Genomic DNA, 22839 nt, shown 5'->3' on the forward strand with positions numbered 1-22839 from the left:
GAAGGGTTGTGATTAGAATGAAGTGGGTTCTTATTATCGTTTTAGCCTTACTTGCACTAATTTTATTAATCTCATTTATAAAGTTAAAGATCAAAGTTTATATTTTACATAGTGAAGAAAAGAACCATATACGAATTAAGTTTATGGCTTTATTTGGATTGATTTCATACACCTACAATGTTCCTTTTATTAAAGTTGATGAGGAATCCCCTTCCATCGTCATTAAAAGTGAGCAGAAGGTCGGGGAGGAAAATAAAGCGACAACTTCTGAGAAAAAACAAAAAATTACCGCAAATGAAATCCATACCAAAATTCAGCAGGCGAAAGAAATGTTGGAAAAAGTTGTTCACCTTCATGCCATTATAAAAAAATTTATTAGTCGGATTTCAATCCATAAACTTGAATGGAAGACTGTTATCGGCGTTGGGGACGCAGCCCAGACTGGGATGGCAACTGGAGTTTTATGGTCATTAAAAGGAAGTTTAGTGGGCATACTAAGTGTATATACGAAATTAAAGGCAAAGCCCGATCTTGCGATTACACCCTTCTTTCAGGAAGTATTTTTACGTACTAGTGTAATATGTATTTTTTCATTTCGAATCGGGCATGCTATTCTCGGAGCATTACGAGTCGTGAAATATTGGAAGAGTACTAAAGGAGGCAAACAACATGGCAGAACATCCAATACAAGGCTTAATGACAACAGCTATGGAGAGCTTGAAGCAAATGATTGATGTGAATACAATCATTGGAGACCCGGTAGAAACGCCTGATGGCAGTGTAATTTTAACTGTTTCAAAGGTTGGTTTTGGATTTGCAGCCGGGGGTAGTGAGTTTCAAACGCAAGGTCAAAATGGAGGAGGGGGCGGTGAGGGTCAAAACTCAAACCAACATCCTTTTGGTGGTGGTAGTGGTGGCGGAGTCTCCATTACACCGATTGCCTTTTTAGTTGTAAATGCTTCAGGTGTTAAAATGATTCATTTGGATGAGAGCACACATTTATTTGAGCGTCTATTAGACTTAGCCCCACAGGCTGTTGAAAAGATTCAAAGTATGATGAGCAATAAAAATAATCAGTCTAAATCGAATTCGAATCCCAACGCTAATTCAAATGGTCATGTGAATGGGCAGCAGGGCCAGCAAAATCAGCATCAGAACAATCAACAATATAACAACCAACAGAATAACAACCAGCAACCATCAAGTGCATTTTATGAAGATCCGCCAATTTAAATAAAAAAGTTAGCCTTACAGCTAACTTTTTATTATTTTTAGGTTTGTAAATATTCAAATCGTGGAATAGTATTTACAGTTTAATTTTAATAGTTATATTTTGAGGAGGAGAATAAAATGGCGAACGTTACATTTAAGGGAAATCAAGTTACATTACTTGGGAATGAAGTGAAAGTTGGTGAAAAAGCACCAAACTTTACAGTATTGGCAAATGACTTATCAGAGGTAACTCTAAACGATACAAAAGGCAGTGTTCGTTTAATAAGTGTTGTTCCATCACTTGATACAGGTGTATGTGATGCACAAACAAGACGTTTTAATGAGGAAGCTGCAAATTTACCAAACGTTAAAATCTTAACCATTAGTATTGATTTACCATTTGCACAAAAACGCTGGTGTGGTGCTGCTGGTATTGAAAATGTTCAAACATTATCTGACCACCGCGACTTATCCTTTGGAGAAGCGTACGGGGTTGCTATTAAGGAATTGCGCTTGTTAACTCGTGCCGTATTCGTTGTTGACAGTAACGATCAAGTTACATATGCTGAGTATGTTCCAGAAGCTACAAACCATCCAAACTATGAAGCGGCACTTGCTGCAGCAAAAGATGCAAAATAATAAAATAAATCGAGAAGGGGCTGTTTCAATTTGAGACAGCCCTTTTCTAATGGTAAAATACTCTTTATGATAAAAAATTTTGAGGAGAGATCTTGATGGAAGAAGCAACGATGGTTGGAATGGAAAAGCTTTTTCAAGTCTTTGATAATACAACAACAATGGTAATGAATGAATTACATATACCCTATTTGGAGGCTTTAGCCGCTACGGGCGAGAACTTATTTGAAGGTACAATCCTTCAGGACATAGATTCTTTTACAAAAAGAAGATTACTAAAGGAATATGAAGGAATTGAGGTCGACCAAATTCCAAACGAAACGGTACGCAAGGCTTTTCAATTGGCCATACTAAAAGGGATGAAAGAAGCGATACAGCCCAATCATGAAATGACCCCGGATGCCGTTTGCCTATTTATAAGCTATTTGATAGAAAAATTAATGCATTCTAAAGAACAATTTAGTTTGCTCGACCCGGCCTACGGTACAGGTAATTTAGTGACAGCAATCCTAAATCATTCAAAAAAGACGATTAAAGCCTATGGTGTTGAAGTGGATGAAACGCTGATGCGCCTGGCATATGTAGGCGCAAATTTACAAAAGCATGAAATTGAATTGTTTCGGCAGGATGCTCTTCAGCCTATTTTCGTTGAAGATGTTGATGTTGTTGCTACCGACCTGCCAGTTGGATTTTATCCAAACGATATAGTTGCGAATGATTATGAATTGAAAGCAAAAGATGGAGGTCATTCATTTTCGCATTTCCTATACATAGAAAAAGGGTTACGGCATTTGAAAGAAGGGGGGTACCTCGTTGCAATGATCCCTAATTTCATGTTTGAAGGTGAACATGCAGCACAGCTCAATCAGTTTATAAAGAACAATGCGGTTATTATGGGCTTATTGCAGCTTCCTCTTTCAATGTTTAAAAATAACCGACATGCAAAAAGTATTTTTATCATCCGGAAAAATGGTGAGGGCGTCCATCCTCCAAAGCAAGCTTTGCTTGCCGACCTTCCAAGCTTTTCAAAGAAAGAGGCGATGAGCGGGATGATTAAAAATATTGATGCTTGGTTTAAAGACAATCTACTTAAATGATAAAGAGAAAAAGAAGCATACTAAAATTAATGGAATAGAAACTTGGAGTTGAAGTTTTGACACTATTTAAAGGAGCTGTTAAAATGCCTAAAATATTGGCCATTAACGCAGGGAGTTCATCCTTCAAATTTCAATTATTTGAGATGCCAAGCGAGCAGGTGTTAACAAAGGGATTAGTAGAAAGAATCGGTCTAAACGACTCTATTTTCAGTATTACGATCGGGAGCGAGAAGCATAAAGAGGTAGTAAATATTCCGAATCATGCCGTTGCCGTAAAGATGCTGTTAGATAAATTAATAGGCTTAGGTATTGTTTCTTCGTTGGATGAAATCAATGGTATTGGCCATCGTGTCGTCCACGGTGGTGAAAAATTTAGTGATTCTGTGTTAATTACAGACGAAGTGATTGAAACGATTGACGAATTATCAGAACTAGCACCATTACATAATCCTGCCAATCTTGTAGGTATTAAATCTTTTAAAGAAGTATTACCTGATGTTTCCGCTGTCGCTGTTTTCGATACGGCATTTCACCAGACGATGCCTGAAAAATCATTTCTATATAGCTTGCCTTATGAATATTATACAAAGTTTGGGATACGGAAATATGGCTTCCATGGTACTTCCCACAAATATGTAACAATGCGTGCATCTGAAATGCTGAAACGTCCACTCCATACACTGCGTTTAATTTCATGCCACTTGGGAAATGGCGCTAGTATTGCTGCCGTTCAAGGTGGGAAATCAATTGATACATCAATGGGATTTACCCCTTTGGCGGGTGTAACAATGGGCACAAGATCGGGAAATATTGACCCAGCCCTCATTCCTTATATAATGGAAAAAACAGGGAAAACTGCTGAAGAGGTACTTGAAGTGTTAAATAAGCAAAGTGGAATGCTCGCCATTTCTGGATTTTCCAGTGATCTTCGCGATATCGAGATTGAGGCAAATAAGGGCAATGAACGTGCAGAGCTTGCACTTGCAGTGTTTGCTTCTAGGATTCATAAATATATTGGTTCTTATGCTGCGAGAATGGGTGGTGTAGATGCCATTATTTTTACAGCAGGTATCGGAGAAAATAGTAATGTTGTTCGTGCCCGCGTCCTTCAAGGCTTGGAATTTATGGGTGTATACTGGGATGAAAATTTAAATAATATTCGTGGCAAAGAGGCGTTTATTAATCAGCCGCAATCTCCGGTTAAGGTCATGATCATTCCAACAAATGAAGAAGTTATGATTGCTAGAGACACCGTTCGATTAGCATTATGATTTTTGGGATGCAAAGCAGCTCGCTGTCTTTTGCTTTCTTTTTTTGCGTTGCTTTCAAAAGATAGCGGAATTCATTGAAACTCCTCTAAGAAAACCGTTAAAATGGGTGTAAGCGGTAGTATGGATAGGAGGACAACAATATATGGAATGGACTGAGCGGGAGCAGCGCGTATATAAAAAAATCGTTAAATGGGAGCAAAGCTTATTTGAATACATACCAACAGATATTGAGCGGACCTTTGATAAATGGCTGGAAATTGGCTTCGACAAGCTTGACCCGGCAGTAAAAGAGCAGTTTTTTAAAAGCTTGGACAATTGGCTTTTTCACCTTCATGCTTTTATGCAGGGGTCTGATTCACAAATGATGGCCCAAGATCGGTTGTTAAAAGCTGCTAGACTGCTTGATGAGGATGTTGATCAAGTTTCAGATATGAAAAGGTTAACGATAGACCAACTGGGCTTCTTTGCTGACCAGCAGATGGCGAAATATCGGATTTATTCCCTCACACAGGGTGGTTTAGCCGGTACTGGTGGAGCACTTCTAGGGGTTGATATTCCAGCGATGATCATGATTAACCTGCGTGCAGTTCAAAATATCGCCAATGTTTATGGATATGATGTCAATATACCTTATGAGATGATGACCTCCTTAAAAGTTTTTCACGCAGCAACATTGCCAAAGCGAATGAGAGCAGCAGGCTGGTCTAAATTGATTGAGGAAGCACAGCAATTTAATGACAAATTTTATTATTTATATGAAAAAGATGAGGAACTTACAAATGAAACATGGTTAGAACAGCCTCTCGTTCAGATTTTAAAATCCATGGTTATCATGATGCTTCGAAAAAAGGTAATCCAGGGCCTTCCCTTAATTGGCATGGCATTTGGTGCCGGAATGAATTATAAACTATCACGTCAAGTCACTGAATTTGCTCATCATTATTACCAAATGCGGTATCTAATAGAAAAAAACAACTAAACATAAGGGAGAGGGTGTTACTATGAGTGTTGCAGAACATAAAAAAGAAGCGCCAAAATCAGTGCGGTGTATGGTGATTACCGTAAGTGATACGCGTACTGAAGAAACTGATAAAAGCGGCAAACTAATGAAATCTTTACTTGAGGAATACGGTCATAATGTTATCAAATACGAAATTGTAAAAGATGAAGAGGATGCTATCAGAGCTGCACTTATACGAGGTTGTGAAGATTCTTTAGTCGAAGCAATTTTAACGAACGGCGGAACCGGTATTGCGAAAAGAGATGTAACGATTGAAACTGTACAGAAAATGATTGAAAAAGAAATCGTTGGTTTCGGGGAGTTATTTAGAATGTTAAGCTATACAGAGGATATTGGCTCGGCTGCGATTTTATCTAGAGCCATCGCCGGAGTAGCTATGGATACGCCAATCTTTTCGACACCTGGATCAAGTGGCGCCGTTAAGCTTGCTATGAATAAACTGATTTTACCTGAACTTGCGCATGTAATTCGGGAGATTCGTAAAGATATATAAAAAAGGAAGCCGTAGCCCCGGCTTCCTAATTATGCATTTTTTCTGCAGCGATATTTTGATTCATTCGGTACCATATCCATAAATCATTAATAATCGAAGCCATATCAGAAATTTCAAAATTTAATTGGCATGAGAGTGAAAAGTTTTCTTCTTTATCTAGCTGTGCTTGCTTTATGTTAATGGATGCTTCCAGTTCTTTGATTCGGTCTGGGATATGACCTCTAATATTTTCCCATTGCGCAACAATTGTTTCCTGTTCATCTAATCTGTATTCATGCCAATCTTTATCTAAAAGCGGCAATAGTATGCCTAGTCTTTTATCCATTTGAAAATAGTTTGTCATTGATTGTCCCCCCTTGTCCTAACCTTTTTCCATTGTACATGAATTGAAAACGTATATCCATTTGCGTGATTGTAAATTTAAAAATATTTTTATTCTAACCTATTGAAAAATGAGAGAAAACTTGTTAGAGTATAGTTTATTAACAAACATATTTTAGTATTTGCATTTTAAAGGGGACAAATAATCCCTTTTCATTTTTGTTAAATATGAATATTTATAAACAATAGAGAATCTTTATACAGTATGTTTAGAGGAGGAGTCATAAATGGCTAATAAGAAATGTGTACTTGCTTATTCTGGGGGATTAGATACTTCCGTTGCAATTAAATGGATTACTGAACAGGGTTTTGATGTTATTGCTGTATGCCTTGATGTCGGTGAAGGAAAAGATTTAGAATTTATTAAAGAAAAAGCGTTAAAGGTTGGGGCTGTCAAGTCTGTTGTGATTGATGCAAAAAATGAATTTGCGGAACAATTTGTTTTACCATCACTTTATGCAAATACGATGTATGAAAATAGTTACCCATTAGTTTCAGCTTTATCTCGTCCGTTAATAGCGAAGAAGCTTGTTGAAATTGCCGAGCAAGAGGGCGCAGATGCAGTAGCACACGGTTGTACTGGAAAAGGAAATGACCAAGTACGTTTTGAAGTGTCATTTGCTGCATTAAATCCAGATTTAGAGGTGATTGCACCTGTTCGTGAGTGGAGCTGGTCACGTGAAGAGGAAATTGAATATGCAAAGAAACATGGTATTCCAATTCCAATCAACTTAGACAGCCCTTATTCAATTGACCAAAACTTATGGGGCCGTGCTAATGAGTGTGGCGTGTTGGAAAATCCATGGACAGCACCACCAGAAGATGCTTATGATTTAACAAACTCAATTGAAAATGCACCTGATGCACCTGAATATGTTGAGATTGAATTTATTCAAGGGAAACCAGTTACTCTAAATGGCAAACATTATCCTTTAGATGAGCTAATTCTTGCACTAAATAAAATTGCCGGCAAGCATGGTGTAGGACGTATTGACCATGTTGAAAACCGCCTAGTAGGTATTAAATCACGTGAGGTTTACGAAGCACCTGCTGCGATTACTTTAATCAAAGCGCATAAAGAGCTTGAAGATTTAACACTTACTCGTGAAGTTGCTCATTTCAAACCAATTGTACAAATGAAGCTTGAAGAAGTTATTTACAATGGTTTATGGTTCTCTCCATTAACTGATGCTTTAAAAGCATTCTTAACTGAAACGCAAAAAACAGTTACCGGTGTTGTTCGTGTAAAACTATATAAAGGCAACGCAATTGTTGATGGCCGTAAATCTGATTATTCCTTATATAATGAACAACTTGCTACTTACACAGCAGATGATACATTTGATCACACTGCTGCTGCTGGCTTCACTAAGCTTTGGGGTCTTCCAACTCAAGTGAACAGCATGGTGAATGGCAAGAAGAAGGTGAACGCGTGAAAAAGCTTTGGGGTGGCCGTTTCCAGAAAACAGCTGAGGAGTGGGTCGATGACTTTGGTGCATCGATCCACTTTGATAAACAGCTAGTCGAAGAAGATATTGAAGGAAGCTTAGCACATGTAACGATGCTAGGTAAATGCGGCATTTTAACAAATGATGAAACCGAACAAATCAAGGCCGGTCTAGAAACTTTGCTAGAGAAGGCAAAAAAGAATGAGTTGGAATTCTCTGTTCAATATGAGGATATTCATTTAAATATTGAAAAGCAGCTTATCGATTTAATTGGTCCTGTCGGCGGCAAGCTTCATACTGGCCGCAGCCGCAATGACCAAGTTGCAACAGATGTCCATCTTTACTTGCGAAACCAGGTAATTGATATTTTAGAGGCAATTAAAGCATTGCAAAAAGCGCTCTTTAAGCAGGCTGAGCAGCATGTCGAAACGATTATTCCTGGCTATACACATTTACAAAGGGCACAGCCGGTATCATTTGCCCATCACCTCCTAGCATACTTTTGGATGCTTGAGCGTGATTACCAAAGAATGCAGGAATCATATAAACGTATTAATATTTCTCCGCTTGGGGCAGGAGCGTTAGCGGGGACTACTTTCCCAATTGATCGTGAATATTCTGCTGAATTGTTGGGCTTTGATAGTGTTTATAATAATAGCTTAGATGCTGTCAGCGATCGGGACTATATTTTAGAGTTTTTAAGCAATTCATCAATCCTGATGATGCATTTGTCACGTTTCTGTGAAGAATTAATTTTATGGTCTAGCACAGAATTTAACTTTGTCGAAATGGATGATACCTTTGCGACAGGCTCAAGCATCATGCCGCAAAAGAAAAACCCTGATATGGCTGAGTTGATTCGTGGAAAAACTGGACGAGTCTACGGTGCCTTATTCGGTCTTTTAACTGTTATGAAAGGCACGCCTTTAGCCTATAACAAGGACTTCCAGGAAGATAAAGAAGGAATGTTTGACGTTGTAAAAACGGTCAAAGGCTCACTGCAAATTTTTGCGGGAATGATTGATACATTAAAAGTAAAAACGAATGTTCTTGAAAAGGCGGTTAAGTCAGACTTTTCAAATGCAACCGAACTTGCTGATTACTTAGCAACGAAAGGTATGCCATTCCGTGAAGCACATGAAGTTGTAGGTAAGCTTGTGTTAACATGCATCCAAAAAGGAATCTACCTGCTTGACCTTTCAATCAATGACTATAAACAAGCCTCAACATTATTTGAGGAAGATATTTATGAAGTTCTGCAGCCAAAAACGGCTGTTGAAAGACGTAATAGTCTTGGTGGTACAGGATTTGAACAAGTTAAAATTGCCTTAAATAAAGCAAAAGAAGCGTTGGGTTAATCCCAACGCTTCTTTTTATTCCTCCTCGTTTCCACGAACAACTAATACATCACATTTAGAATAGCGAGTAATGTGTTCGGAAACACTACCAATGAAGAATCGTTCAACGGCATTTAGACCTGTTGCTCCGCAAATTATTAAATCGATATTATGCTTAGGTGCAATATCTTTTGCAATTCTAACTTTTGGAGAGCCGTATTCCATGATGGTCTCAACATAGGCGATGCCAGCTTCTTCTGCTTCTTTTTGATGTGAGTCTAAAAGATCAGTTCCAAACTGTTCGGCACGCTCAGCAATCGTTCGGTCATAGGCTTCAACTGTTGCGAATGATCTTGTATCAATAATATGGGTAATTGAAAGCTTTGCCTGATTCATTTTGGCAAGGGCTAATGCCTTTTTAAACGCTTTTTCTGATTCCTTTGAGCCGTCAATGGCCACCAAAATATGTTTATAATCTAAACTCATGTAAAATCCCCCCAGAATGACAAATTATGCAACTCCTATAATCTAATTATAGCACTCATAATTTTATTAAATTAGAAAAAAATTGAAGAAAACATGAAATTTTTAGACTAGTAAAGGGAGGTGAAAGATGGTGGAAAAAACAGAAACGAGGAAAGAGCTCCTCTATAATCCCGAGGGTGATGTAGAAACAATGCAGCAAATTACAGATTCTTATAATCGCGGCTTTATGGAGAGTAATTCGAGTAATACGAATAATACGAATGAGACCGCAGTGGATACGATTAATGACCAGTCCTTGCAATAAGTAGGTTGAAAAGGCATCCTTTTATAAAAGGGATGCCTTTTCAGGATCCGAATGTTAGTGGTCATTTGGACAGGATTGGTTGCTTTTCCGCTTAAGGAGTACGAAAGAAGTTGTCAACCGGACAACTTTAATTAATTTGCCACCAAGAGAGTCCGAGAGAAGCCGCCAACCGGACAACTTTAGTTAATTTTCAGTCAAGAGAGTCCGAGAGAAGCCGTCAACCGGACAACTTTAATTAATTTGCCGTCAAGAGAGTCCGAGAGAAGCCGTCAATCGGACAACTTTAATTAATTTGCCGCCAAGAGAGTCCGAGAGAAGCTGTCAACCGGACAGCATTAATTAATTTGCCACCAAGAGAGTCCGAGAGAAGCCGTCAATCGGACAACTTTAATTAATTGCCGCCAAGAGAGTCCGAGAGAAGCCGCCAAATGGACAACCTGACTCAATTTTCAGCGAAGAAAGTCCGAAAGAAGTCATCAATCGGACAATGTGATACAATTTTCCGCCAAGAGAGTCCGAAACAAGCCATCATTCAAACAAGCTGGACCTATCGCTGTTGTTTTAACAATGGCAAAGCATCATGATACCCCAAGCCATGGGCATCCGCGACAGCCTTATACGTTACGTAGCCATTAAGGGTATTAATGCCTTTCATTAACGGCTCATTTTCTAAACATGCTTTTACATACCCTTTATTGGCAATTTGCAGGGCATAAGGAACGGTTACATTTGTTAAAGCCATCGTGGAAGTATGGGGAACTGCCCCTGGCATATTGGCAACTGCATAATGCAATACACCATGTTTTTCAAAGGTAGGATTGGAATGTGTGGTGATGCGGTCAATGGTCTCAACAATACCACCCTGATCAACGGCAACGTCGACAATGACGGAGCCTGGCGTCATCGCCTTCACCATTTCTTCGGTTATCAGCTTTGGTGCTCTTGCACCAGGGATCAGAACGGCACCAATGACCAGATCTGATGCTTTAACAGCTTCACCAATATTATAGGGATTAGATATTAATGTTTTGATTTGCGCTCCGAAAATATCATCCAATTGCCGCAAACGCTCTGGGCTTACATCGATAATCGTAACATCTGCCCCAAGACCGATGGCGATTTTGGCAGCATTTGTACCAACAACCCCGCCGCCGACAATCGTTACCTTTCCGCGCTTTACACCTGGAACACCAGCTAATAAAATCCCTTTGCCGCCCTTTGGTTTCTCTAAAAATTGGGCGCCAATTTGGGCTGCCATTCTTCCGGCAACCTCACTCATCGGCGTCAAAAGCGGCAACGTGCGATTTGGTAGTTCCACAGTTTCATAGGCTATTGCTATGACCTTATGACTCGTTAATTGTTTTGTTAATTCAGCCTCTGCAGCGAGATGCAAATAAGTAAATAACAACAAACCTTCTCTTAAAAAGAAGTATTCCGCTTCAATCGGTTCTTTAACCTTCATTACCATATCCATTGCCCAAGCTTCCTCAGCTGTCTTAACAATTTTCGCACCTGCTTGGGCATATTCCTCATCTGGAAAGCCGGAGCCTGAACCTGCGCCGCTTTGAACGTATACTTCGTGTCCGGACCTCACTAAATGAACTACACCTGCGGGGGTCATTGCTACACGGTTTTCATTATTCTTAATTTCTGCCGGTACGCCAATACGCATTTTTATTCCTCCTCGTTTGTGACGTTGGAGATCTTAGATATAGCCTTATTTAACCATATTTTTAAAAGGTAAAATCTATTCACGCCATTAGTTACTATCTACCCAGCTCCACGTTAATAATTCCTCATCGATTTGTTTTAACCGCACTACAAATTTATCAATATTGTTAAAACCTTGTTTTTCTAGCACTTGTTTGATTTCTTCCACCTTTGTGGTCTTCGTTAATTGCAATGTATGGAACATTTTTTCTACTTCCGCTTTTGCCTTGTTCCCTTTCATAACTTTATTGCCTACCTCAAACTCAAATTCATCTGGATTTTCAAACTCCCATTCCATTTCCAATCCGTTTGAAAGGACGGTTATTTTGAAAGCAGCACAGTTCAATAAATCAGACGTAGGATTACCTGTAAATGCCGCTAGAATACTTATTGATAAAAGTAATAAAAAATTTCGCACCATCTTTATCACCTCAATTATAGTATTCAATATAATGGAAAAATTTATGCGAATTTAAAAATGAAAAATAAGAGCTGAAGAACTACTCTGATCTTCAGCTCTTATTTTTATTTTTCATTGTTTATTTTACAATCTGCAATTCTTTCGGATATTTCGTTAACACTTCTGCACCGCTCTCTGTTATATAGATATCATCTTCGATTCGAACACCCGCTACATCTGGTACGTAGATGCCCGGCTCGATTGTATAGGTCATTCCAGTCCGTAAAGGACTTTTGTTTGCACCATGTAAGGAAGGAAATTCATGAACATCTATTCCTAGACCATGGCCGATTCTATGGGTGAAATATTCTCCGTAGCCAGCTTCGGTAATGATCTCTCTAGCAATTCGGTCAATTTTTCCAATCTCTGTTCCAGGTTTACTTGCGTTGACTGAAGCGAGCTGCGCTTTTAAGACCGTTTCATATATTTCTTGCTGCTCTTCATTAATATGGTCATAGGAGACCGTTCTTGTAATATCGGAGCAATACCCGTCAAGCACAACGCCAAGGTCAATCAAGACCAGATCTCCTTTGTGGACGACATCAAGGCCTGGGACGCCGTGTGGGGCAGCGGCCTTGGCACCGGCTAACACCATTGTTTCAAAGGACATTTCTCTTACGCCTTTTTTCTTTAATTCATATTCAATTTTTGCAACGATTTCCAACTCTGAAATTCCTTCTTTAATGGCACTAACCCCTACTTCAACTCCAAAGTCGGCCAACTTTGCTGCTTCCCTTAAGATTGAAAGTTCAGACTCGTCTTTTATTAAACGGAGTTCATGTAACCTTTCTTCAGCACCTTTAAAAGTTACACCGTGGAAAATCTTTTGTAAATTTTCGACGCGGTCAAAAGTAAGATGCTCTTTTTCAATCGCAATGGTGTTCACTTCAATCGCTCTTTTTTGAACAGTTTTTTGAATCAACTCCCATGGATTTTCAGTATCGTCATAGCCAACAATTTCAAAACACCAGCCGCTCTGTTTGGCAGCTGCCATTTCCATTTTGGGGCAAATCAAAAATGGATCATCATTTTGGAATAACGTCACACCGGCAATTCTTTCATGTGGTTTCGTGTAAAATTTACTTAAATAAAAAATATTTGCAGTTGATGTAATAAAGGCAAAGCTCACATTTTCTTGCTTCAGCCAATTTGAAACGTCCTTAATTCTACTTTCCATCATATTTAATCCCTCTTTTTCATTTGAAAAAATATTTCAAAATAATTTTATCAAATTCGTGGTTAGGAAGTAAACTTAATGACAATGAATGGGAATGAAGGAATTTAAACTTCTTTATCGTAATATATTGTTATTAGGTAATATACTTTAAGGAGTGAGAAAGTATGAAGGTTTCATTTCATGGACATGCGGTTGTTTTAATCGAGACTGAGGGAAAGCGAATCATTATTGACCCTTTTATTACAGGAAATGGTTTATGTGATGTAAAGGCGGATGATTTGCAAGTGGATGCCATATTAGTTACCCATGGCCATTCAGACCATCTTGGGGATACAGTGAAATTAGCGGAAAGAAATAATGCCCTTGTAGTTGCTCCAAACGAATTAGCAGTCTATTTAGGTTGGCAAGGATTGAACGTCCATCCGATGCATATAGGTGGTTCACATCAATTTGATTTTGGTAAGGTCAAATTTACACAAGCGTTCCATGGTTCCTCTGTCATTAATGCTGATACTAAAGAAATAATATATACAGGTATGCCTTCTGGTATCCTATTTAGCAATGAAGGAAAAACGATTTATCATGCTGGAGATACGGCGCTATTCTCCGACATGAAGCTGATTGGGGAATTGAATAAGATTGACATTGCATTCCTGCCAATTGGGGATAATTTTACAATGGGTCCTGAAGACGCGCTTCTAGCCGCCAAATGGGTAAAGGCAAAGACAATTGTTCCAATTCATTTTAATACATTTCCTGTTATAAAACAGGATGGGGCGGAGTTTATTTCGAGTCTTTCACAAGATAATATGAATGGCAAGCTTTTAAACCCAGGTGAAACTATTGAATTTTAATTTCATAGCAGTGTCTCTAAATGTGACAATAGTCGCATTTCTCACATTGGTGCATTGAAGTCAACTCTATCAACAAGTATAATTAGGAAAGCGCATAATTTGTCTTAAATAGTTTTCTCCGAAGGTATGGTGAGAGAGTTGGCTACAAAGCATGAACAAATACTACAACATATAGAGTCATTGGCTATAGGAAATAAAATATCTGTTCGTCAAGTTGCAAAGGATTTAAATGTAAGTGAAGGTACTGCGTACCGTGCAATCAAGGATGCTGAAAATAAAGGATTAGTAAGTACAATTGAACGTGTCGGAACCATTCGTATTGAAAAAAAGAAAAAAGAAAATATTGAGAAGCTTACTTATGCGGAAATTGTTAATATTGTGGATGGTCAGGTTCTAGGTGGAAAGGATGGCCTCCATAAAACGTTGAACCAGTTTGTCATTGGGGCAATGAAACTGGAAGCGATGCTACGTTATGTTGGCGCCGGCGACCTTTTAATCGTGGGAAACCGTGATAAAGCCCATGAAGAAGCCCTTAAAGCGGGATCTGCCGTCCTCATCACAGGTGGCTTTGATGTCGAAGAAAAGGTAAAACAAATAGCAGATGAGAAACAACTTCCAATCATCTCAACAAGCTATGATACGTTTACTGTTGCAACTATGATTAACCGGGCGATTTACGACCAGCTCATCAAAAAGGAAATTGTCGTTGTAGATGATATTTTAACATCGGTTGACCGAACATTTTTTATGAAAACAACAGATACGGTTGATAAATGGTTTGAATTAAACTCCGAAACCAAGCATGGCCGCTTTCCAGTTGTCGATGAAAATATGAAGGTGCAAGGTATGATTACATCGAAGGATGTTATGGGTATTGACCGAAAAGTATTTATTGAAAAAATAATGACGAAAAATCCAATCACAGTCAATGCACGGACATCTGTTGCGAATTCCGCACATCTAATGGTTTGGGAAGGAATAGAGCTTTTGCCGGTGATTGATGATCATCATCGTTTACTCGGTATTGTTAGCCGTCAGGATGTATTGAAGGCATTGCAGGTCATTCAAAGACAGCCACAGGTTGGAGAAACGCTGGATGATATTGTGACGAGCCAGTTTATTGAAGAAAATGAGGCCGGTGAGCAATACATTCATTGTAAGGTTACACCGCAAATGACAAACCATCTTGGTACCATTTCCTATGGGGTGTTTACGACGATTGTAACAGAAGCTGGAAGTCGAGCACTACGAAACTATAAAAAAGGTGATCTTGTCATTGAAAATTTGACAATCTACTTTATGAAGCCGGTTCAAATTGATACGACATTGGAAGTACGTCCAAAAGTGTTGGAAGTGGGTCGTAAATTCGGTAAAGTGGATGTAGATGTTTACAATGAAGGCAAAAATGTAGGGAAAGCATTATTAATGGCTCAATTAATTGACAGATAGAATAGAAAAGTGCAAACGCCCGTTTAGCGACGTAAGGACTGGAGCACATCGACTGAGATAAAGGAAACACGATGAGCGTAAGCGAATCGATGTTGACTTATCGTAGGGAGGTGGGCGAAGTCCATTAGTCGCTGGGCGTTGGAGCTGGACAAAAAAGGCTGACAGTTTTGTCAGCCTTTTTCTTTTATCCTTTATATTGCTGCTGATCAGCCTCTTCAATCGCTTTTGGCTGATAATATTTATATGTTCGAAATCCTTGCAATGCATATACTAAACCAAGAACAGCAAATACAATTCCGACAATAGTCGATACTTTATCCTTCCAAAGAATAAGCTGATCAACTCCGAAGAATATCATAAATAGCCCTAATGCGATTGTTGCTTTGCTTGAAATCCATTGACGGTGATAAGGCTGCTTAATTCTGATGTACTTGATTCGAAAGAAAACATAAGCGATTATACAAAGGATTGAAAGGACACCGAAAATTGGCATATGTAAATTTCCTCCAATAATTATTTCTCTTTTGGCTAATGTTATTGTAACATTAAATAGAGTCTTATAGTCGCTTTTGCTTTATAATTATAAGTGTTAAATTTTAGATTGTAAAAGGAGAAAATGATGAAGGCTGAGATACTAGATTTAATTAAACGTTACGAGAAAATCATTGTTCACCGCCATGTTCGGCCTGATCCAGATGCACTAGGCTCCCAAGGTGGCCTCTCGGAAATGATTAAAGCCTCTTTCCCTGAGAAAAAAGTGTATGTAGTCGGTGAAAACTATGATTCCCTCACTTTTTTAAATGAAATGGATGATATACCTGATGAGTATTATCAGGGAGCGTTGGTTATTGTTTGTGATACGGCCAATCAGGAAAGAATCAGTGATGATCGCTATAAACTAGGGGAAAAGCTTGTCAAAATTGACCACCATCCAAATCATGACCAATATGGTGATATTTTGTGGGTCGATACAACATCTAGTTCAACAAGTGAACTAATTTATGAACTTTATCTATTTGGCAAGGACAAGGGTCTAAAAATAAATGAAAAGGCGGCAAGGTTATTGTTTGCCGGCATTGTAGGAGATACAGGCAGATTTCTTTACCCAAGCACCAATATTAAAACAGTAAGATATGCGGCTGACTTATTAGAATATAAATTTAATCCATATGAGTTATATGATCAGTTATATAACACGAATATTGAGATTGTCCATTTACAAGGTTATATTCTTCAAAACTTTAAACATCTTGAATCAGGTGTGGCCTATATTTCGATAACAAAAGAAATGCTAGAAGAATTCAAGGTTGCCCCATCTGATGCTTCCCAATTGGTAAGTAGTCTTGGAAATATTGAAAATGTACTTGCATGGGTATTTTTCGTTGAGGAAAAGAATGAAATTCGCGTACGGCTTCGTTCAAGAGGGCCTGTGATTAATACGATTGCTCAAAAATATAATGGTGGTGGCCACCCATTGGCATCCGGAGCAACCATCCACAAATGGGAAGATACGGAGCTCATCATCAAAGACTTGGAAGAGGCATGCCGCAAATATAAGAATTAATAGGCAGCAGGCTTAGGTGCTATTGCAGCGTTTAGCAGATGGAAATTCCACCATCCAATTATTGTTCCTGAAAGTGATTGGACAATCCGCTAATTTTATATAAAGCAAGTTTTTTGCGTTGTCCAATCAAGTTTCGTCACAATAATCGGCTGGTGGAATTAATAATTTTACGTTAAAAGCAAAAAGAACAACTTTGCTTCTACCAGCTAATTCAATAATTCAACTTTTAAATAAAGGTCAAGCCTCGTGAATAGATGGATCTGTTCAACTTTCATTCGGTATTTTTGCCCTTCAAGTGTAATGACCTTGTTTTCAACCGTTTTAATAATCAACTGGTTATTTTTAGCGACTGTATCGATATCCAATTTTATTAAAGAATTGATATCTTGCTTGATCGCTTCTTTTAAGTTGAATTTCGTAAATTCATTTAACATTAATTTTTTTTCATTTGTGAAAATAATCTTTATTTCTTCGACGATTAGCTTCTTTTTCGTTTCTTCATTAAATTTTTCATAATCTTTTTGCCAAATTTCTTTCTCGTTTTCAAGATCCCGTATTCTTAATCCCTGCTCCATGATTAAATTAATTTGCCTGTCCTGAACATGGCCGTACATAAAAAGAAATACGAGCCAGCCGATGATGGTACCTATAAAAACACCTGCTAAAAAACGCTGCCAAGAGCGAAGTTGATAGAAAGGAGGGATTCTCATTGAGTAACATTCTCCTGAATAATCCAACTAATAATTTTTGCAGCGGTTTGCGTTCCTCCCATGGCGGAAACAATTAATAATACCTGTTTAAAAATGTCAAGGGGGACACCGTCAAATAAACCGCGCTGGAAGTTTGTAATGGCATCGAAGGTTCCGCCGATTGCTGCGACAATTGCCCAGATTTTTAAGCTTTTAGCAATTCTACCTATGATTATTAAAGGTGGTTCACCAATAAGAAAGGCTGCAATGCCGCCGATTAAGGAGCCTCCTAACAATACGCCTAGAGCAATAAAATAACAATTAATCATCGTAGCCATAAAGCGCTCTTCTTCCATATTGCCAACTCCTAGCCTCATAAATAAAGTTTATCCATACATCATATGGACAAAAGCGGACTAGTATGTTTGTTTTATACTATAATTTAAGTTATTAGGATTTAGACTTTTTTTGATTTAAACATATAAGGTGTGAGGAAATTGAAATTTGTTCATCTTCATGTACATAGTTCATATAGCTTACTTAACAGTACGCTTCATATAGAGGAACTGGTTAAGTCAGCAGCAGAACAAGGATATACTCATCTTGCGATAACGGATGAAAATGTCATGTATGGGGTGGTTGCTTTTTATAAGGCTTGCATGCGCCATCACATTAAGCCGATTATTGGTATGTCGCTTTTAGTTGAAGCGGAAAGTGGGAAAGACCAGCAGAGTACAAGTTACCCGCTGCTTCTTTTAGCTAGAACAAATGCCGGGTATCGCAACTTACTAAAGCTTTCAACACTCATCCAAACCGATTATAAAAGTGGCGTTCCTTTTTCGTTATTGACAACCCATGCTGAAGGACTGATTGCAATTTCTCCCTTGATGGGTGAAATTAATCAGCAGCTTCCGCATTTGCCATTTTCAGAGGTTGAGCGATTACTTGAAAAATATCTTAGTGTCTTTAAAACCAACTATTATATTGCCATTGAACCTAGTGTCACCAGCCATGATGAATTATTAAATAGCTTAGTAGTTCAATTTTGCCAAGAAAAAAAGATTCAATCTGTGATTACGAATCCGGTTCATTATCTTAAAAAAGAGGATGCCATCATTCATGAATGTTTGCAATGCATTAAAAATGGAACGAAGCTCACTGAAACCGATTATAAGATGGAAAAACATGAACACTACTTGAAAGACGAAGAAATGATCGTTCGCCAATTTGCCCATTTTCCGGAGCCACTTCTAAATACAGTGAAAATAGCAAATCAATGTGAAGTGACGATTGCTCTTGGAGAAATGTTCCTACCGAAATACCCATTATCGGGTGGCGCTTCTTCTGATCAGTTTTTAAAAAGCTTATGCTTAAAGGGATTAGATAAAAGGTATAAAAAGATGCCGCCAATTGGTGCGCTTGAACGGTTGGAATATGAGCTATCTGTTATTCAAAAAATGAAATTCAGCGATTACTTTTTAATTGTCTGGGATTTTATGAGCTATGCCCATAGAAAGAAAATATTAACAGGGCCAGGCAGGGGTTCTGCAGCGGGATCTTTGGTAGCTTATGTATTGGGGATAACAAATATTGATCCACTTAAATATAATTTGTTATTTGAACGTTTTTTAAACCCAGAACGTGTTTCTATGCCGGATATTGATATCGATTTTCCAGACCATCGTCGCGATGAGATGATTCAATATGTTTCCAAAAAATACGGGAAAGAGCATGTTGCCCAAATCATCACGTTTGGAACATTGGCTGCTCGAGCATCCATTAGAGATGTTGGTAGGGTGCTTGGCGTAGCTTCAACAGAGGTCGACAGCTTAGCAAAAAGAATCCCAACGCGACCTGGCATTACACTCGCACAGGTACTTAAAGAATCAACCGTATTACAAAATGAACTTAAGCAAAATCATGTCGCAAGGAAAATAATTACGATTGCAATGAAAATTGAAGGCCTTCCGAGACATACATCAACCCATGCTGCAGGGGTCATTATCAGTGACTCCAACCTAACAGAAGCCGTTCCGCTGCAAGAAGGACATGGTGGTGTATTCCTGACACAATATCCGATGGAAGTCCTTGAAGAAATTGGTTTACTTAAGATGGATTTTCTAGGTTTACGTAATCTTACGTTGATTGAGAATATACAAGAGCTAATTTGCCAAGAAACGGGACAAACTATAAATCTACACGAGATCCCAATGGAAGATGAAAACACTTTTTCCTTACTGGGAGATGGAGATACTACTGGTGTATTTCAGCTTGAGTCGCTTGGAATGCGAAAAGTTTTACGCCAATTAAGACCTACAAGCTTTGAGGACATCGTCGCCGTGAATGCATTGTATCGACCAGGGCCAATGGAAAACATTCCGACATTTATTGAGAGGAAGCATGGAGAAAAAAAGATCTCATTTCTGCATGAGGATCTAAAAGAAATTTTAGCACCAACCTATGGAGTCATTGTCTATCAGGAGCAGATTATGCAAATTGCCTCGAAAATGGCTGGCTTCACATTAGGGGAAGCAGACCTGTTACGGCGGGCTGTCAGCAAAAAGAAACGGGAAATTCTTGAAAAAGAAAGAGGGCATTTTGTGAAAGGCTGCCTTAAAAAGGGCTATGATGAAGGAACGGCTGGACAAGTATACGATTTAATCGTTCGGTTTGCAAATTATGGATTTAATCGTAGCCATGCCGTTGCCTATAGTGTGATTGCCTACTGGCTTGCCTATTTAAAGGTGAATTTTCCGTTATATTTTATGGCGGCGCTTTTAACAAGTGTTGTCGGAAATGAGGATAAAATCGCGCAATATATTGGCGAGGCAAAACAAAAGCAAATTAAAATCCTTCCTCCTTCCATCAACAAGAGCAGCTTCCACTTTACGGTTGAAGAAGGAAAGCTAAGATTTAGTTTAGTCCCTATTAAAAATGTGGGGATTCAAGCGCTCAAGGAAATCCTTTATAATCGCGAGAAAAAAGGTCAATTTACCGACCTATTTAATTTTTGCGCAAGAATTTCACTGCGAATCATTAATCGCAGAGTCATCGAATCATTAATTTTCGCAGGAAGCTTTGATGAATTTGGAAAAGATCGTGCGGTACTCTTAGCGAGCCTTGATGCAGCCATTGATTATGCTGAATTGGTAAATGAAGATGATAGTGGATTTTTTCTATCTGATGATATTGTTCCGAAGCCACAATACGTCAATATCGAGCCGTTCTCGACCGAAACCAAGCTGCAATTTGAAAAAGAAGTTCTTGGCTTTTATTTATCAAACCATCCAATTGAACCATATAAAGATCTACTGACAAGAATGAATGTGAACAGTATTACGAATTTAAAGGCATTAATCGGTACCACTGTTCAAATCGGAGCCTTCATTACATACCAAAGGGTAATTAAAACAAAAAAAGGAGAAGAGATGGCCTTTCTTGTGCTTAGTGATGAGACAGGTGAAATCGATGCTGTTGTATTTCCAATAGCCTATAAAAAGTATTTCCCTTTGTTAAATAAAGGAGAAATTTTATATATACAAGGGAAAATCGAGGAAAGAGACCAAAAACTGCAGCTTATAGTAAATGCAGCAACATCAATAAAAAATTTAAAAACGAATGCATTCGAAAAATTATATTTAAAAGTTGACAAAAATCAACAGCAATCTGGGAAACTGCATCAAATCAAAAACATCTTAAAACAATTTCCTGGAACGACTGAAGTGTATATTCATTATGCAGATGAACAAAAGACGGTTTTGCTGCCAAAAGAATGGTCTGCAAAATTATCTGAAGAATGCTTAAAAAAGCTAAAGATGGTATTAGGCGCGAAAAATGTAGTAATTAAAAAGTAAATGTAATAATAAAAAAATAGTCATAAAAATGAATCATCTTTACAGGAAAATCACTTTTGATATAATAAAGGAGTTTAGTATTAATTTTTAAGACTAGGTCTTAATCTTAACAATTATAGTCAGGTAATTACTGGAGGAGTGAAATAAATGTCCGGTTTAAGGGAAGAAGCATTACACATGCATCGCATCAACAAGGGAAAATTAGAAATAAAATCAAAAGTTCCGGTTCAAAATGCTACAGATTTAAGTTTAGCCTATTCACCAGGTGTTGCTGAGCCGTGTAAAGTAATCTACGAAGATAAAAGCAAGGTTTATGAATACACAATGAAGGGTAATATGGTTGCAGTAGTATCAGATGGTACTGCTGTACTTGGGTTAGGGAATATTGGACCTGAAGCAGCACTTCCAGTAATGGAAGGAAAAGCTGTATTGTTTAAAAGCTTTGCTGGTGTAGATGCATTCCCTATTTGCCTAAATACAACAGATGTAGATAAAATAATTGAAACTGTTAAATTATTAGAACCGACATTTGGCGGTGTCAATTTAGAAGATATTTCAGCGCCTCATTGCTTTATAATTGAGGAGAGACTAAAAAAAGAAGCCAATATTCCAGTCTTTCATGATGACCAACATGGTACAGCAATTGTCACCGTAGCTGGATTAGTCAATGCTTTAAAATTAGTCGGTAAATCCATTTCTGATATTAAAGTAGTTATGAATGGTGCCGGTGCTGCCGGAATTGCTATTGTCAAGCTTTTATACCATTTTGGTGTACGTAATGCGATTATGTGTGACACAAAAGGTGCAATCTTTGAAGGTCGCCCATATGGTATGAATGAAATTAAAGAGCAAGTGGCTAAAATGACAAACCTTGAGAAGATTGAAGGTACATTAGCAGATGTCATTCATGGTGCGGATGTATTCATCGGGGTTTCTGTAGAAGGTGCCTTAACACCTGAAATGGTGAAATCTATGAACAAGGATGCTATTATATTTGCAATGGCAAATCCTAATCCAGAAATTATGCCTACTATTGCCATAGAATGTGGTGCTAAAGTTGTAGGTACAGGTCGTTCCGATTTCGCAAATCAGGTTAATAATGTTTTAGCGTTTCCTGGAATTTTCAGAGGTGCTCTAGATACACATGCAACTCACATTAACGAGGAAATGAAAGTAGCGGCAGTTAACGCTATTGCTGGGCTAATCACAGATGAGGAGCTTTCATCTGATTACGTAATTCCAGCGCCATTTGATACAAGAGTAGCTCCTGCAGTTGCAGCAGCCGTGGCAAAAGCGGCTATTGAAACAGGTGTTGCCAGAAAGATTGTTGATCCAGAAGAAATAAAAGAAAAAACAAGAAAACTAGCGTCAATTGATGAGAATTAAGGCGCATTCG

General features: G+C 38.3%; 23 protein-coding genes. 15 read left to right on the forward strand and 8 right to left on the reverse strand.

The genetic code is table 11. The features are described 5' to 3' along the window. Positions 1-17: 17 nt before the first annotated feature. The 7 genes from ACNQFZ_RS15455 to ACNQFZ_RS15485 all read left to right on the forward strand — a co-directional run bounded on the left by ACNQFZ_RS15455 (position 18) and on the right by ACNQFZ_RS15485 (position 5730). Positions 18-734: a DUF2953 domain-containing protein gene (locus ACNQFZ_RS15455; RefSeq protein ID WP_458412219.1), complete on the forward strand. Its 717-nt coding sequence runs from the start codon at positions 18-20 to the stop codon at positions 732-734. Beyond that, entirely contained in the window at positions 670-1233 is a 564-nt protein-coding gene (gene ytfJ / locus ACNQFZ_RS15460; protein ID WP_458412220.1) for a GerW family sporulation protein, read from the forward strand. Before ACNQFZ_RS15455 ends, ytfJ begins: the two co-directional genes overlap by 65 nt. Positions 1234-1350: 117 nt before the next feature. After that, positions 1351-1851: a thiol peroxidase gene (tpx, locus tag ACNQFZ_RS15465; protein ID WP_458412221.1), complete on the forward strand. Its 501-nt coding sequence runs from the start codon at positions 1351-1353 to the stop codon at positions 1849-1851. 95 nt (positions 1852-1946) lie between these two features. Next, the gene (locus ACNQFZ_RS15470; protein WP_458412222.1) at positions 1947-2945 is read left to right on the forward strand and encodes a class I SAM-dependent methyltransferase; all 999 of its coding nucleotides are present in this window, start codon (positions 1947-1949) and stop codon (positions 2943-2945) included. A gap of 83 nt (positions 2946-3028) precedes the next feature. Continuing rightward, positions 3029-4216 carry an acetate kinase gene (locus ACNQFZ_RS15475; RefSeq protein WP_458412223.1) on the forward strand — a complete coding sequence of 396 codons (1188 nt, stop codon included), beginning with the start codon at positions 3029-3031 and terminating at the stop codon, positions 4214-4216. Between the two features lie 142 nt (positions 4217-4358). After that, positions 4359-5195: an EcsC family protein gene (locus tag ACNQFZ_RS15480; RefSeq protein ID WP_458412224.1), complete on the forward strand. Its 837-nt coding sequence runs from the start codon at positions 4359-4361 to the stop codon at positions 5193-5195. Between the two features lie 22 nt (positions 5196-5217). Then, complete coding sequence (locus ACNQFZ_RS15485; protein ID WP_458412225.1) at positions 5218-5730, forward strand: MogA/MoaB family molybdenum cofactor biosynthesis protein; 513 nt, start codon at positions 5218-5220, stop codon at positions 5728-5730. Between the two features lie 25 nt (positions 5731-5755). On the opposite strand, the gene ACNQFZ_RS15490 is transcribed toward ACNQFZ_RS15485, so the two are convergent. Further along, the gene (locus tag ACNQFZ_RS15490; RefSeq protein WP_458412226.1) at positions 5756-6073 is read right to left on the reverse strand and encodes a hypothetical protein; all 318 of its coding nucleotides are present in this window, start codon (positions 6071-6073) and stop codon (positions 5756-5758) included. 265 nt (positions 6074-6338) lie between these two features. On the opposite strand from ACNQFZ_RS15490, the gene ACNQFZ_RS15495 reads away from it, so the two are divergent. After that, positions 6339-7547: an argininosuccinate synthase gene (locus tag ACNQFZ_RS15495; RefSeq protein ID WP_458412227.1), complete on the forward strand. Its 1209-nt coding sequence runs from the start codon at positions 6339-6341 to the stop codon at positions 7545-7547. Then, positions 7544-8917: an argininosuccinate lyase gene (gene argH / locus ACNQFZ_RS15500; RefSeq protein ID WP_458412228.1), complete on the forward strand. Its 1374-nt coding sequence runs from the start codon at positions 7544-7546 to the stop codon at positions 8915-8917. Before ACNQFZ_RS15495 ends, argH begins: the two co-directional genes overlap by 4 nt. 15 nt (positions 8918-8932) lie before the next feature. Here argH and ACNQFZ_RS15505 read toward each other — a convergent pair whose 3' ends face one another. Beyond that, complete coding sequence (locus ACNQFZ_RS15505) at positions 8933-9382, reverse strand: universal stress protein (protein ID WP_458412229.1); 450 nt, start codon at positions 9380-9382, stop codon at positions 8933-8935. A 127-nt stretch (positions 9383-9509) separates the two neighbouring features. On the opposite strand from ACNQFZ_RS15505, the gene ACNQFZ_RS15510 reads away from it, so the two are divergent. Continuing rightward, the gene (locus tag ACNQFZ_RS15510) at positions 9510-9686 is read left to right on the forward strand and encodes a hypothetical protein (RefSeq protein ID WP_458412230.1); all 177 of its coding nucleotides are present in this window, start codon (positions 9510-9512) and stop codon (positions 9684-9686) included. Between the two features lie 547 nt (positions 9687-10233). Here ACNQFZ_RS15510 and ald read toward each other — a convergent pair. From ald to ACNQFZ_RS15525, 3 genes are all read right to left on the reverse strand, one after another. Beyond that, positions 10234-11358 carry an alanine dehydrogenase gene (gene ald, locus ACNQFZ_RS15515; protein WP_458412231.1) on the reverse strand — a complete coding sequence of 375 codons (1125 nt, stop codon included), beginning with the start codon at positions 11356-11358 and terminating at the stop codon, positions 10234-10236. Positions 11359-11445: 87 nt separating this feature from the next. After that, entirely contained in the window at positions 11446-11817 is a 372-nt protein-coding gene (locus ACNQFZ_RS15520) for a hypothetical protein (RefSeq protein WP_458412232.1), read from the reverse strand. Between the two features lie 118 nt (positions 11818-11935). After that, on the reverse strand, positions 11936-13033 hold the full coding sequence (locus ACNQFZ_RS15525; protein WP_458415407.1) for a M24 family metallopeptidase: 1098 nt from the start codon (positions 13031-13033) through the stop codon (positions 11936-11938). Between the two features lie 164 nt (positions 13034-13197). Between ACNQFZ_RS15525 and ACNQFZ_RS15530 the strand changes: the two genes are divergently transcribed. After that, positions 13198-13887 (forward strand): metal-dependent hydrolase, encoded by a 690-nt coding sequence (locus tag ACNQFZ_RS15530; RefSeq protein WP_458412233.1) that lies wholly within the window; start codon positions 13198-13200, stop codon positions 13885-13887. 138 nt (positions 13888-14025) lie between these two features. Next, positions 14026-15336, forward strand: coding sequence for a DRTGG domain-containing protein (locus ACNQFZ_RS15535; protein WP_458412234.1), 1311 nt, complete (start codon positions 14026-14028; stop codon positions 15334-15336). Between the two features lie 184 nt (positions 15337-15520). Here the strand turns inward: ACNQFZ_RS15535 and ACNQFZ_RS15540 are convergent, their stop codons facing one another. Beyond that, positions 15521-15829, reverse strand: coding sequence for a YtpI family protein (locus ACNQFZ_RS15540; protein WP_458412235.1), 309 nt, complete (start codon positions 15827-15829; stop codon positions 15521-15523). 126 nt (positions 15830-15955) lie between these two features. Between ACNQFZ_RS15540 and ACNQFZ_RS15545 the strand changes: the two genes are divergently transcribed. Continuing rightward, positions 15956-16900, forward strand: coding sequence for a DHH family phosphoesterase (locus ACNQFZ_RS15545; RefSeq protein ID WP_458415408.1), 945 nt, complete (start codon positions 15956-15958; stop codon positions 16898-16900). Between the two features lie 206 nt (positions 16901-17106). Here the strand turns inward: ACNQFZ_RS15545 and ytrI are convergent, their stop codons facing one another. Both ytrI and ACNQFZ_RS15555 read right to left on the reverse strand, forming a co-directional pair. Beyond that, a complete protein-coding gene (gene ytrI / locus ACNQFZ_RS15550) occupies positions 17107-17610 on the reverse strand; it encodes a sporulation membrane protein YtrI (RefSeq protein ID WP_458412236.1) in 504 nt (167 codons plus the stop codon). Continuing rightward, complete coding sequence (locus tag ACNQFZ_RS15555; RefSeq protein ID WP_458412237.1) at positions 17607-17945, reverse strand: YtrH family sporulation protein; 339 nt, start codon at positions 17943-17945, stop codon at positions 17607-17609. The genes ytrI and ACNQFZ_RS15555 overlap by 4 nt, the downstream gene beginning before the upstream one ends. Positions 17946-18086: 141 nt before the next feature. On the opposite strand from ACNQFZ_RS15555, the gene dnaE reads away from it, so the two are divergent. Both dnaE and ACNQFZ_RS15565 read left to right on the forward strand, forming a co-directional pair. Further along, positions 18087-21443, forward strand: coding sequence for a DNA polymerase III subunit alpha (gene dnaE / locus ACNQFZ_RS15560; RefSeq protein ID WP_458412238.1), 3357 nt, complete (start codon positions 18087-18089; stop codon positions 21441-21443). Positions 21444-21590: 147 nt separating this feature from the next. Then, positions 21591-22829 carry an NAD(P)-dependent malic enzyme gene (locus ACNQFZ_RS15565; RefSeq protein ID WP_458412239.1) on the forward strand — a complete coding sequence of 413 codons (1239 nt, stop codon included), beginning with the start codon at positions 21591-21593 and terminating at the stop codon, positions 22827-22829. Positions 22830-22839: the final 10 nt, after the last annotated feature.

This window comes from Schinkia acidoalkalinis (genome assembly GCF_054301215.1).